Genomic DNA, 12,734 nt, shown 5'->3' with positions numbered 1-12,734 from the left:
GGACGCCCAATGCGCCTGTTTCGCTCGCTGACTTTGCTGCTCACCTTGGTAGCACCCTCGGCTTTCGCCGATGACCTGTATCAGGTCGAAATGATTCTGGTGCGCCAGAATGCTGTGCCAGCCATCGTCAGTCGCGCCGCTCCGGAAGACTGGGCGGCCGGCGCCCAACGCTTGGCCGATGACAGCAAGCGCACGCCTGCACTGAATGAGGTTGTCACCAAGCTAACGGCCAGCGGCGACTACAGCGTGCTGATGCACAAGGCCTGGCAGCAAACCCTCGGTGAGACACCGGCCAAAGTCGCGGTCAGCGACGGCCAGGAGCAATTCGGCCAGTTCCCGATCGAGGGCACGCTGGAAATGAAGCTGGGGCGCTTCACCGATGTGAACGCCGATTTCTGGGTCAATCAGATCGACGCCAATGGCCTGGTCACCGCCAGTGAGCGCCTGAAACAGGACAGCCACACCAAGAACGGCCAACTCAACTACCTGGACAACGGCCACTTGGCCCTGCTGATCAAGATCACTTCCCTGACCGCGCCTGCGCCACGGGAAGCGCCTGAAGACATTCCGGACTGATCGAAGTCCTTATGCCCCCACCCCTGAGTAAACCGTTGGCACCCTCCTGGGTCAGCCGATTCAAGGAACAGAGCCTGGAGCGTGGCCGCCGCTACGCCCTGGAAAACCGGGTACGCATCGCCCAGGTCGGCGATGCGACCATCACCGCCAGTTGCGAAGGCTCTGGCGGTAACGTTTATCGCCAGACCATTCAGCTGCGCGAATCCGCCAAAAGCACTTTGCTGCTGGTCGATGCCAGTTGCACATGCCCGGTTCGCAGCAACTGCAAACACTGCGCCGCGGTGCTGCTGAAAGTGCAGGAAACCCTCGATTACCCCGCTGCCGCCAAAGACGCCGAACTCTTGGAAAAGCTGCAAGCCGTGCTGGAAAACCGCAGCCCGAAAGCGCCGCCGCAAGTGTTGGTCGACAATGTGCAGCCATTGCCACGCCTGTGGCTGGCCAGCGTCGAATTCAGCGCTTTCGAACCGCGCAACGGCAAGATGCAGCGCTACATTCAGCATCGCGCGGCGCTGTCGTTCAGTTACCTCGACGAGTACGTCAGCGGGCAGAAGAACAGCGATATCCTGATTCGCCAGGAAAGCCAGACGCTGCGGGTCAAACGTCACCCGGACATCGAGCAGTCCTACCGCGAACAGTTGCGCATCCTCGGCTTTCGCATCGCCACTCGCCAGAGCAAAGCCCTGCCGGAAAGCGCCGGCGAGCTGTACGAGATGGTCAATGACAGCGCCTGGCTGACCTTCACCCTCAACGACCTGCCGAAACTGCGCAGCCAGGGCTGGGAGCTGCAGATCGATGAGGAATTCGGCTTCGATCTGACCGCCGTGGATGACTGGTACGCCACCGTCGAACAGGCGCCGGAGCGCGATTGGTTTGATCTGGAACTGGGGATCATCGTCAACGGCGAGCGCCTGAGCCTGTTGCCGATCCTGCTCAATCTGATGCGCTCGCACGCGGAAATCCTCAATCCGGAACGTATGGCGCGCCGCCGCGATGACGAGCTGATCCTGGTGAATATTCCGCAGCGCAACAGCGAGCACGGGCCGTTGCAGGTGGCGTTGCCGCTGGGTCGGTTGAAACCCGTACTCATGACACTTGGCGAGTTTTATTTGCAGGAGCCGGGCGAAACTACGCTGCGTTTGAGCAAGGCTGACGCCACGCGACTCAACTCGCTGGAAGGCCTCCCGCTGCTGTGGGAGGGTGGCGAGCAGATCCGCACGTTCGCCCAGCGCCTGCGGGATATTCGTGATTTCAGCGCAGAGGCGCCTGAAGGCTTGAACGCGACACTACGCCCCTATCAGCTCGAAGGCTTGAGCTGGATGCAGTCGCTGCGGCAACTGGAAGTCGGTGGGATTCTCGCGGATGACATGGGTCTGGGTAAAACCCTACAGACCCTGGCGCATATTCTCAGCGAGAAAAACGCCGGACGCCTCGATCGCCCGTGCATGGTGGTGATGCCGACCAGCCTGATTCCCAACTGGCTCGATGAGGCGGCGCACTTCACTCCGCAACTGAAAGTGGTTGCGCTGTACGGTGCCAGCCGCAAAAAGCACTTCGACAATCTGGCGGATTTCGACCTGATCCTCACCACTTACGCACTGCTGCCCAAAGACGTCGAACGTCTGGCCAGGCAACCGCTGCATGTGTTGGTGCTGGACGAGGCGCAGTACATCAAGAACCCGAACAGCAAAGCCGCACAAGCGGCGCGCGAGCTGAATGCGCGTCAGCGCCTGTGCCTCAGCGGTACGCCGCTGGAAAACCACCTGGGCGAGCTGTGGTCGCTGTTTCACTTCCTGCTGCCGGGCTGGCTAGGCGACGTAAAAAGCTTCAACGCCGATTACCGCGTGCCGATTGAAAAGCGCGGCAGCGAAGTCAGACTTCAGCACCTGAACGGTCGGATAAAACCGTTTCTGCTGCGCCGCACCAAAGAACAGGTGGCCACCGAGTTGCCACCGAAAACCGAGATCATCCATTGGGTCGATCTCAACGAAGCGCAACGTGATGTGTACGAAACCATGCGCCTGGCGATGGACAAGAAGGTCCGCGACGAGATCACCCGCAAAGGCGTGGCGCGCAGCCAGATCATCATTCTTGAGGCGCTGCTCAAGCTGCGCCAGGTCTGCTGTGATCTGCGCCTGGTCAATGACGCCACCCTGCCCGCCCGCGGTAGCACCTCGGGCAAACTCGACAGCTTGATGGAAATGCTCGAAGAGCTGTTCGAGGAAGGTCGGCGGATTCTGCTGTTTTCACAGTTCACCTCGATGCTGTCATTGATCGAAGACGAGCTGAAAAAGCGCAATGTCGCTTATGCACTGCTGACTGGCCAGACTCGCGATCGGCGTACGCCGGTGAAGGAATTCCAGAGCGGCAAGCGTCAGATCTTCCTGATCAGCCTGAAGGCTGGCGGTGTCGGCTTAAACCTGACCGAGGCGGATACGGTGATCCACTACGACCCGTGGTGGAACCCGGCGACCGAGAATCAGGCGACGGATCGCGCCTATCGAATCGGCCAGGAGAAACCGGTGTTCGTCTACAAAATGATTGCCCGGGGCACGGTGGAAGAGAAAATTCAGCACCTGCAGAAGGAAAAATCCGACTTGGCGGCAGGCGTGCTGGATGGGCGCAAGGCCGGGGACTGGAAGCTGCAGAGTGATGATATTGAAGCGTTGTTTGCGCCGTTGCCGGATAAGGCCGACAAGCGTTGAAATATTTGCTGCCTGTTAGATAGCTATCGCGAGCAGGCTCGCTCCTACAATGAGTTTGTGGTTGCCACAGATGCAATGTAGGAGTGAGCCTGCTCGCGATTGAATCGACTCGATCTAACGCCAGCCTCAGCCCTTGAGCACCCGCGCCAACGCCGATTTCACCTTGCCCATGCCGTCATGCAGCGCCTGCTCGATTTCGGCCATGGTGATCACGTCGGTGGTCTTGCCCGCCGCCGGATTCACTACCAGCGCCAGACAGGCGTAATCCAGATCCAGCTCACGCGCCAGCGCCGCTTCCGGCATGCCAGTCATGCCCACGATGTCGCAGCCATCGCGTTCCAGACGCACGATCTCGGCAACGGTCTCGAGGCGTGGACCCTGGGTGCAGGCATACACCCCCTGATCGCTGTACTCGCAACCTTCGGCGGCCACGGCGGCGATCAATTGCTGACGCAACGGCTCGCTGTAGGGGAAGCTGAAGTCGATGTGCGTGACATGTTCCAGATCATCAGCGAAGAAAGTGTGCTCGCGCCCGCTGGTGTAGTCGACGATCTGGTGCGGCACGCAGAAATGCCCCGTGCCCATGGCCGGATGAATCCCGCCCACCGCGTTAACGGCGATGATCGCTTCGGCACCGGCCTGCTTCAACGCCCACAGATTGGCGCGGTAGTTGACCTTGTGCGGCGGGAAGCGATGCGGGTGGCCGTGACGGGCGAGGAACAGCACTTCCTTGCCGGCGTATTCGCCGATCTGCACGTCGGCCGATGGCGCGCCGTAGGGCGTGTCCACTGCCAGCGATTGGCGAATGGTCAAGCCTTCGAGCTGGGTCAGGCCGGTGCCGCCGATGATTGCGTAAACCGTCATAGCAAAAATCCTTAATCGATCAGTTGAGCGTCTTTGAGCGCGCCAATAGCGGTGAGCCAGCGCGGATCCTGACGGTAGTCGGTGCTGGCGAATGCCTGACCACGCATACGTGCGATGCGCGCGGATGGCTTGACCTTCATGCGTTGCGCGGCACTGAGGGCCAGCTCTGCAGCGGCGCGGTCGTTGCACACCAGGCCCATGTCGCAGCCGGCAGTCAAAGCGGCTTCGATACGGCTGGCGGCATCGCCGACCACGTGGGCGCCGGCCATCGACAGGTCGTCACTGAAGATCACGCCATCGAACTGCAATTCGCCGCGCAGGATGTCCTGCAACCAGCGCCGGGAAAAACCGGCGGGCTGCGAATCCACTTGCGGATAAATCACGTGGGCCGGCATTACAGCGGCCAGTTGCTTGCTCAATCGGGCGAAAGGCACAAGGTCGTTGGCGCGTATCTCGTCGAGGCTGCGCTCGTCGTTCGGGATCGCTACATGGGAATCCGCTTCGGCCCAGCCGTGGCCGGGGAAGTGCTTGCCGGTGGCAGCCATGCCCGCGCTGTTCATGCCGCGAATAAAGGCTCCGGCGAGCACGGCAGCGCGTTCGGGATCGCCCTCGAATGAACGGGTGCCAACCACGGCGCTGCGCTGGTAATCCAGATCAAGCACCGGGGCGAAACTCAGGTCGAGTCCGACTGCCAGCACTTCAGTGGCCATGATCCAGCCGCACTGCTCGGCGAGGTATTCGGCGTTCGAGTTGTCGGCGATGGCACGCATGGCCGGCAGGCGCACAAAGCCCTGACGCAGGCGCTGTACGCGACCGCCCTCTTGATCCACCGCCAGCAGCAGATCCGGACGAATCGCGCGAATCGCCGCACTGAGTTCACGCACCTGGCGCGGATGCTCAATGTTACGCGCGAAAATAATCAGGCCGCCCACTTCGGGCTGACGCAACAATTGGCGATCTTCGGCCGTCAGCCAGGTACCGGCGACGTCCACCATCAACGAGCCTTGCAGGCCAGCAGTCATAGAGATTCCTTGAAAACGAAAAACCCGATCCGCAAGAAATCGCTACCGTGAGCCATGCTCGGCAGGTCGGCAATTTCTATGGATTTCGGGTTCAGAACGAGAGTCGGCATGGGCGGCTAGCTTAGCGGATACCAGCTGCCGCGCCCACCCGTGCGCGGTTAAACCTTGGCGGCGACCGGCGTTGATTTGCTCCGAGGACGCAGTTGCGCGGTGGCCATGGCGGCATCAGTAACGCCGGTTTCGGCACGCATGCCCGCAGCGAGGAACGGTACCATCAGGCGCATCACTTGCTCGATAGAAGTGTTGACGCCGAAATCGGTCTCGGCGATCGCACGCAACGCCTTGATACCGGACATGCTGAACGCCGCGGCGCCGAGCATGAAGTGCACGCGCCAGAACAGCTCGATCGGCGGAATGCGCGGCGCAGCCTCGTTGACCAGCAGCATGTAGCGACGGAACACCTTGCCGTACATGTCTTCCAGATAACGGCGCAGGTGGCCTTGGCTCTGGCTGAACGCCAGACCGAGCAAGCGCATGAAGATCGACAGGTCGTTGCCACTGCGTGGTTGAACCACGAGGGCTTGCTCGACGAGGATTTCCAGCAGTTCTTCGAGGGTTGGCTTGTTTTCAGGCTTGGCCTGACGTCGCTCCAGCTCTTTGTCGAGGCTGATGCAGAACGGACCGAGGAAGCGCGAGAAAACCGCTTGGATCAGCGCTTTTTTCGAGCCGAAATGATAGTTCACCGCTGCCAGGTTGACGCCAGCCTTGCTGGTGATCAAACGCAATGAGGTTTCAGCGAAACCTTTCTCCGCGAACAACTGCTCGGCAGCATCAAGAATGCGTTCAACGGTTTCCGACTGGGCCATGGCTACTCCGCCTGACAAACACTTGTTTGAAACATACGTTTCAGCCTGTGCCTTGTCAAGCCTGCCAGTTCGTTTTGGGAATGGTCGGTCAGCTATTTAACCACACAAGCTCAATGCATTAATAAGCACGAATGCCGACCGTCTGGCGGCATGCAAAAAAACGGGCATTGCCAAGGGCGCTTCACTGTATATAATCCCAGTCACTGTATAAAAAGACAGAGCGATCAATATGCTAAAGCTGACGCCACGCCAAGCCGAGATTCTGGCCTTTATCAAACGCTGCCTCGAAGACAACGGCTACCCGCCAACCCGAGCGGAAATCGCTCAGGAACTGGGCTTCAAGTCGCCGAACGCGGCTGAAGAACATCTCAAGGCACTGGCCCGAAAAGGCGCCATCGAGATGACCCCCGGCGCTTCTCGCGGTATTCGCATTCCCGGCTTCGAAGCCAAGGCCGATGACTCTACCCTGCCCATCATTGGCCGGGTCGCTGCCGGCGCGCCAATCCTCGCCCAGCAGCACATCGAAGAATCCTGCAACATCAATCCGGCCTTCTTTCATCCACGCGCTGACTATCTGTTGCGTGTACACGGCATGAGCATGAAGGACATCGGCATTTTCGATGGTGACCTGCTCGCCGTGCATACCACCCGCGAAGCACGTAATGGCCAGGTTGTCGTTGCCCGCATCGGCGATGAAGTGACGGTCAAACGCTTCAAACGTGAAGGCAGCAAGGTCTGGCTGATCGCCGAAAACCCCGAGTTCGCCCCTATCGAAGTCGACCTGAAAGATCAGGAACTGGTGATCGAAGGCTTGAGTGTCGGCGTTATCCGCCGCTAATTGGAGGCTTTATGCAGTTCCCACACACACCTCAGCAAACACAACTGCCTTTATTCGAAGCGTTTCTGGCACAACCGATGGCGCCGATCCTGAAAGACGTGGTCGAGCGCCCGTGGACTGCCGAACCCGAAGTATTCAGTGAGCTGTCACTGCGCGGTGCTGCCGGGAACTGCCTGAACCTGCTCGCCCCGATCCTTCGCGAACTCAGTGAAGATCAGGACGCGCGCTGGCTGACACTGATCGCACCACCAGCCAGCCTGACCCAAACCTGGCTGAGGGATGCGGGCCTGAACCGCGAGCGCATCCTGCTGCTGCAACCACGGGGCGCTCAAAGCGCTCAGCAACTGGCGTGCGAAGCTCTAAGACTGGGTCGCAGTCACACTGTGGTCACTTGGCTCAACCCGCTAAGCACCAGCTCGCGGCAACAACTGATCAGCGCCGCACGCACGGGCGAGGCTCAGAGCCTGAACATTCGTTTGGGTTGATTGATGGGCAACAAGCGCTGTGTGAAGCGCAGGGCTTCTCCAGGGACAGAGAAGCCGATCTGAAGCGGTAACGTCCAACAGTAAAAAGGCGGGGATCAATGAAGAACCCGCGGCCCTTCTTCCTTATCAAACTCGCCTTCGACCATGCGACCGGCCATCTGCACGCCGACGCTTAACATCGCTTTAGCGATTTCCACATGCTGACCTTGCAGGAACGCCTTGGCATCCTCGGAGAAATCCAGCGTCACCAAAGAACCCTCGTCCTCAGCCCTGCGCAGTTCGATTCGGCCGTCTGGTAACTCGACAATTTCTAGAAAGGACGTTGGCATAAAGGTCTGTTCTCCACGAAAGGCAGGGATTATATAGACATCATTCAGGCTTCGCTCGGGATCTTGACCAGCAGCATGTTTCAGATTGCCACTGTGTCGATCGCCCTCAGCACTCGTTCAAGCCTTCGCGAAAACGAATCGCCAGACCTTTCAAGTTCTGCCGCCAGCTCTCCAGCTCCTCTCGGCTCAACTCTTCTGCCGCGTCTTCTTCATCCAGGTTAATCGCCTGAATCAATGGCTGTGTCACATCGCCCTTCGGTTTGTGTGGAACGCGCGGCGGCTGAAACAGCGCCGAATGCGCAGCCAGCAGTTTCGCCAGCCAGGTTTCAGGATTACCCGCCAGCTCGACCATCTCGGCCAACTCGGGAATCGCAATCGACTCCAGAACTTCATGCGTCAGCAGCATCTCGGCGCGCGGTGCATTGGCCTGCGGCAGCCGATAGAAACCCGCAATCTCATGACAAAGACCGAGCAACGCGCCGTAGAGGTGAAACAATGCTGACTCACGCCCAGCCTGAATCAACGCCAGAGAATTCATCGCGCGCCCTTCTTCGGCTCGAGCCAGAGCCTCGAGTGACAGGCCGGCGAAATAGATCTTCTGGTTGGTGCGGGTATAGAGCTCGTGGGCCATGACGGCAGTCTCCACTACGAAATAATTGCTTCACACAGGCCGGACAGTGTCGTGGATCAGCCGATCCCACCGCAAGCACAAAACAAAAAGGCCGCATGAAAACCCGAGGGGTCGTCATGCGGCCTTTCAGTTTCAGGCTAATGTTTACTCAGCCTTGGCCTTCGTACGCTTGTCTTCAACCGTCCACTTACCGCCGTCGAAGTACGCCTTCCAACCGGTAGGCTTGCCATCGACTTCGGTCTGTACGTATTGCTCCTTGGTCTTGCGGCTGTAGCGGATCACCGCCGGCAAACCATCAGGATCCTTCTGTGGAGCTTCGCAGAGGAAGTGGTACTTCGGATCGATCTCGTCCTTGTGCGGCAGAATCTCGATCACCAGCGGAGCACGGGTCTCGCGGTTTTTCGGGAACTGACTGGCAGCCAGAAACAGACCAGACGCACCATCACGCAGGATGTAGGTGTCGTTGACCTTTTCGCATTTCAGCTCAGGCATCTTCACCGGGTCCATCTTCGGCGGCGCCGCGTCACCGCTCTTCAGCAGTTTGCGGGTGTTTTTGCAGGTCGGGTTGGTGCAACCGAAGAACTTGCCGAACCGGCCGGTCTTGAGCTGCATCTGACTGCCGCACTTGTCGCATTCCAGGCTCGGACCTTCGTAGCCCTTGATGCGATAGCTGCCCTCTTCGATTTCGTAGCCGGCGCAATCCGGGTTGTTACCGCAGATGTGCAGCTTGCGCTTCTCGTCCAGCAGGTAAGCGTCCATTGCCGTGCTGCAGATCGGGCAGCGATGCTTGCCGCGCAGCACCAGCGATTCCGACTCGCCTTCGTCGTCCGCGGCGATTTCATCGCCCGGCACGAGGTTGACGGTGGCCTTGCAGCGTTCTTTCGGCGGCAGGCTGTAGCCCGAGCAACCGAGGAACACGCCGGTCGATGCGGTACGGATCTGCATCGGACGGCCGCACGTGGTGCACGGAATGTCAGTCATGACCGGCTGATTGGCACGCATGCCGCTGTCCGGATTTTCGGCCACTTCGAGTTTCTTCTTGAAGTCGCCGTAGAACTCGTCCAGCACGTTTTTCCAGTCGCGCTCACCCTGCGCCACGTCATCGAGATTCTCTTCCATGCCGGCGGTGAAGCCATAGTCCATGAGGTTCGAGAAGCTTTCCGACAGGCGCTCGGTGACGATATCGCCCATCTTTTCCGAGTAGAAACGACGGTTGTGCAGGGTCACGTAGCCGCGATCCTGAATGGTCGAAATGATCGCAGCGTACGTCGAAGGACGACCGATACCGCGCTTTTCCATTTCCTTCACCAGACTGGCTTCCGAGTAACGCGCCGGCGGCTTGGTGAAGTGCTGCGACGGATCGAGCTTGATTAGCTTCATCACGTCGCCTTGCGCCATATCAGGCAGAACGTCGTCATCACCTGGCTTGGCAATCTGCGGCATGACGCGCGTGTAACCGTCGAACTTGAGGATACGGCCCTTGGCGCGCAGCTCGAAGTCACCAGCGCCTACGCTGACGGTGGTCGACAGGTATTGCGCTGGCAGCATCTGGCAAGCGAGGAACTGGCGCCAGATCAGCTCGTAGAGGCGCTCAGCGTCACGCTCCATGCCCGCCAGCTTGCTCGGAATGGTGTTGGCGTCGGACGGACGAATCGCTTCGTGAGCCTCTTGCGCGCCTTCCTTGCTGCTGTAGACGTTCGGCGTTTCCGGCAGGTATTTCTTGCCGAATTCGTCTTCGATATAAGTGCGCGCCATCGCCACGGCATCAGCCGAGAGGTTGGTCGAGTCAGTACGCATATAAGTGATGTAGCCGGCTTCGTACAGACGCTGGGCCATCATCATGGTTTTCTTCACGCCGAAGCCCAAGCGGTTGCTTGCAGCCTGTTGCAGGGTCGAGGTGATGAACGGCGCCGAAGGCTTGCTGCTGGTCGGCTTGTCTTCGCGCTTGACGATGCTGTAGCTGGAGGACTTGAGCTTCTCCAGCGCAGCCATGGCCTGGGCTTCGTTCAACGGCTTGAAGGCCTCGCCTTTTTCACGAGCCACTTCGAAACGCACGGTCGAGCCTTTGGTGGTGCCGAGATCGGCGTGCACTTCCCAGTACTCTTCCGGGTTGAACGCACGAATTTCGCGCTCACGCTCGACCACCAGCTTCACGGCAACCGATTGCACACGACCGGCGGACAGACCACGGGCAATCTTCGCCCACAGCAGCGGCGAGACCATGTAACCCACAACGCGGTCGAGGAAGCGACGTGCCTGTTGAGCGTTGACACGATCGATGTCCAGCTCGCCCGGTTCCGAAAAAGCCTCCTGAATCGCCTTCTTGGTGATTTCGTTGAACACCACGCGTTTGTAGCGGCTGTCGTCACCACCGATGGCTTCGCGCAGGTGCCAGGCAATGGCTTCCCCCTCGCGATCCAAGTCGGTTGCGAGATAGATGGTGTCAGCATCCTTGGCGAGCCGGCGCAGCTCTTCGATGACCTTCTCTTTACCCGGCAGGATCTCGTACTGAGCTTTCCAGCCGTGATCGGGATCGACACCCATGCGCGAAACAAGCTGCTTGCGCGCTTTCTCTTTCGGTGTGAGCACCGGACCTTCGCCTGCGGCAGCCTTGCCGCGCTTGGCGGCCGGCTCTTTGCTGGCGCTAGCCGAACCGCTGGTGGGCAGGTCTCGGATATGGCCGATACTCGACTTCACCACGTATTGGTTACCCAGATACTTGTTGATGGTCTTGGCCTTAGCCGGGGATTCCACAATGACCAGCGATTTGCCCATGGATCAGAAAATTCCTGAATTCTAGAAGTGAAAGGCGGTTGGCGCCTGACGCGGCACCGCTATATATAGTTGATACAAGGTGAGGTCAAGCACAGGGTTCTGTGCGCGCTCGCCTCATGCCTTGGAAAAAAGGCTCGGTTCGGCTTGCACCAAAGCAAAGCGTGGCACCTGCTCGCCGTCAACCTCGACCGACTCGAGAAACATGCTCAGAGGGCGCACCCAAAAGCCGTAATCGCCATACAGGGCTTGGTAAAAGACCACTTCCTCTTCGGTCTCGGAATGCCGCGCAATACTGAATACGCGGTACTGCGGACCTTTGTAATGTTGGTAGAGCCCAGGTTGTATCGGCATGCTTCGGCCCTCACTCAAATTTTTTCTAAATAAAATAAAAATAAATCCGCAAAAACAAAAACCGGGGCACTTGGCCCCGGCTTCCATCGACGAGACGCTTAAACGCGTTCGAAGACGGTGGAGATGCCTTGGCCGAGACCAATGCACATAGTGGCCACCCCGAAGGTGCCGCTATTCTGCTTCATCACGTTCAGCAAGGTGCCGGAAATACGGGCACCGGAGCAACCGAACGGGTGACCCAGGGCGATCGCGCCGCCGTGCAGGTTAACCTTCTCGTTCATCTTGTCGAGTACTTTCAGATCTTTCAGCACTGGCAGGGCCTGTGCGGCGAAAGCTTCGTTGAGCTCGAAGAAGTCGATATCGTTGATGCCAAGGCCCGCACGCTTCAGAGCTTTTTGTGTCGCCGGAACTGGACCATAGCCCATGATTGCCGGATCCACACCCGCCACGGCCATCGAACGGATCACCGCCATTGGCTGGATGCCCAGGTCCTGTGCACGCTGCGCCGACATCACGATCATGCACGAAGCACCATCGGTGATCTGCGACGAAGTACCGGCTGTCACGGTGCCGCCCTTTGGATTGAAGGCCGGCTTGAGGGCCGCCAGACTCTCCAGGGTAGTTTCCGGACGAATGGTTTCGTCGTAGTCGAACAGTTTCAGGAAACCGTTCTCGTCATAGCCCTGCATCGGGATGATTTCGTCTTTGAACTTGCCTTCCACGGTTGCCTTGTGGGCCAACTGGTGGGAACGCACGCCGAAAGCGTCCTGTTGTTCGCGAGTGATGCCGTGCATTTTGCCGAGCATTTCAGCGGTCAGGCCCATCATGCCCGAGGCTTTTGCCGCGTACAGCGACATGTGCGGGTTCGGATCGACACCGTGCATCATGCTCACGTGGCCCATATGCTCGACGCCGCCAACGACGAACACGTCACCGTTACCGGTCATGATCGCTTGTGCAGCGGTGTGCAGCGCGCTCATCGACGAGCCACACAGACGGCTGACGGTCTGGCCGGCCGAGGTGTGCGGGATCTGGGTCATCAGCGACGCCATGCGCGCGATGTTCCAGCCCTGCTCCAGGGTCTGGTTCACACAGCCCCAGATCACGTCCTCGACTTCTGCGGGATCGACCTTGGCGTTGCGTTCCAGCAATTTGCTGATCAGGTGCGCCGACATGTCTTCGGCGCGGGTGTTGCGGTGCATGCCGCCCTTGGAGCGGCCCATCGGAGTACGACCGAAGTCGACAATCACGACGTCTCTAGGATTCAAGCTCATAAGTTCACTCTCACTCTAGTT

Annotated in this window: 12 protein-coding genes; 4 read left to right on the top strand and 8 right to left on the bottom strand. The window is 59.2% G+C overall.

Annotation, left to right across the window (positions count from 1 at the left end):
* Positions 1–9: 9 nt before the first annotated feature.
* Positions 10–576 (top strand): CsiV family protein, encoded by a 567-nt coding sequence (locus tag ACM6IV_RS04270; protein ID WP_414868857.1) that lies wholly within the window; start codon positions 10–12, stop codon positions 574–576.
* Between the two features lie 11 nt (positions 577–587).
* The gene (locus tag ACM6IV_RS04265; RefSeq protein ID WP_414868856.1) at positions 588–3,278 is read left to right on the top strand and encodes an SNF2-related protein; all 2,691 of its coding nucleotides are present in this window, start codon (positions 588–590) and stop codon (positions 3,276–3,278) included.
* Between the two features lie 126 nt (positions 3,279–3,404).
* Here the strand turns inward: ACM6IV_RS04265 and ACM6IV_RS04260 are convergent, their stop codons facing one another.
* The 3 genes from ACM6IV_RS04260 to ACM6IV_RS04250 form a co-directional block, all read right to left on the bottom strand.
* Positions 3,405–4,142, bottom strand: a complete 738-nt coding sequence (locus tag ACM6IV_RS04260) for an S-methyl-5'-thioinosine phosphorylase (RefSeq protein WP_414868855.1) — start codon at positions 4,140–4,142, stop codon at positions 3,405–3,407.
* 11 nt (positions 4,143–4,153) lie between these two features.
* On the bottom strand, positions 4,154–5,164 hold the full coding sequence (gene nagZ / locus ACM6IV_RS04255; RefSeq protein WP_414868854.1) for a beta-N-acetylhexosaminidase: 1,011 nt from the start codon (positions 5,162–5,164) through the stop codon (positions 4,154–4,156).
* 158 nt (positions 5,165–5,322) lie between these two features.
* Positions 5,323–6,030, bottom strand: coding sequence for a TetR/AcrR family transcriptional regulator (locus ACM6IV_RS04250; RefSeq protein WP_007910473.1), 708 nt, complete (start codon positions 6,028–6,030; stop codon positions 5,323–5,325).
* 229 nt (positions 6,031–6,259) lie between these two features.
* Here ACM6IV_RS04250 and lexA point away from each other — a divergent pair, with 229 nt between their 5' ends.
* Both lexA and sulA read left to right on the top strand, forming a co-directional pair.
* A complete protein-coding gene (gene lexA, locus ACM6IV_RS04245; protein WP_003226590.1) occupies positions 6,260–6,868 on the top strand; it encodes a transcriptional repressor LexA in 609 nt (202 codons plus the stop codon).
* Between the two features lie 11 nt (positions 6,869–6,879).
* On the top strand, positions 6,880–7,353 hold the full coding sequence (sulA, locus tag ACM6IV_RS04240; protein ID WP_414868853.1) for an SOS-induced cell division inhibitor SulA: 474 nt from the start codon (positions 6,880–6,882) through the stop codon (positions 7,351–7,353).
* 95 nt (positions 7,354–7,448) lie between these two features.
* On the opposite strand, the gene ACM6IV_RS04235 is transcribed toward sulA, so the two are convergent.
* From ACM6IV_RS04235 to fadA, 5 genes are all read right to left on the bottom strand, one after another.
* A complete protein-coding gene (locus ACM6IV_RS04235) occupies positions 7,449–7,682 on the bottom strand; it encodes a hypothetical protein (protein WP_003226592.1) in 234 nt (77 codons plus the stop codon).
* Between the two features lie 106 nt (positions 7,683–7,788).
* On the bottom strand, positions 7,789–8,313 hold the full coding sequence (locus ACM6IV_RS04230; protein ID WP_414868852.1) for a DUF6586 family protein: 525 nt from the start codon (positions 8,311–8,313) through the stop codon (positions 7,789–7,791).
* A gap of 144 nt (positions 8,314–8,457) precedes the next feature.
* On the bottom strand, positions 8,458–11,088 hold the full coding sequence (gene topA, locus ACM6IV_RS04225) for a type I DNA topoisomerase (protein ID WP_414868851.1): 2,631 nt from the start codon (positions 11,086–11,088) through the stop codon (positions 8,458–8,460).
* A 114-nt stretch (positions 11,089–11,202) separates the two neighbouring features.
* Entirely contained in the window at positions 11,203–11,439 is a 237-nt protein-coding gene (locus ACM6IV_RS04220) for a DUF1653 domain-containing protein (protein WP_017337558.1), read from the bottom strand.
* A 98-nt stretch (positions 11,440–11,537) separates the two neighbouring features.
* The gene (gene fadA / locus ACM6IV_RS04215) at positions 11,538–12,713 is read right to left on the bottom strand and encodes an acetyl-CoA C-acyltransferase FadA (RefSeq protein WP_007910465.1); all 1,176 of its coding nucleotides are present in this window, start codon (positions 12,711–12,713) and stop codon (positions 11,538–11,540) included.
* Positions 12,714–12,734: the final 21 nt, after the last annotated feature.

Source organism: Pseudomonas sp. IT-347P, from assembly GCF_949768005.1.
GTDB lineage: Bacteria > Pseudomonadota > Gammaproteobacteria > Pseudomonadales > Pseudomonadaceae > Aquipseudomonas.
Note: the sequence above shows the minus strand (reverse complement) of the source record. Positions and strands in the feature narration are given on the sequence as shown.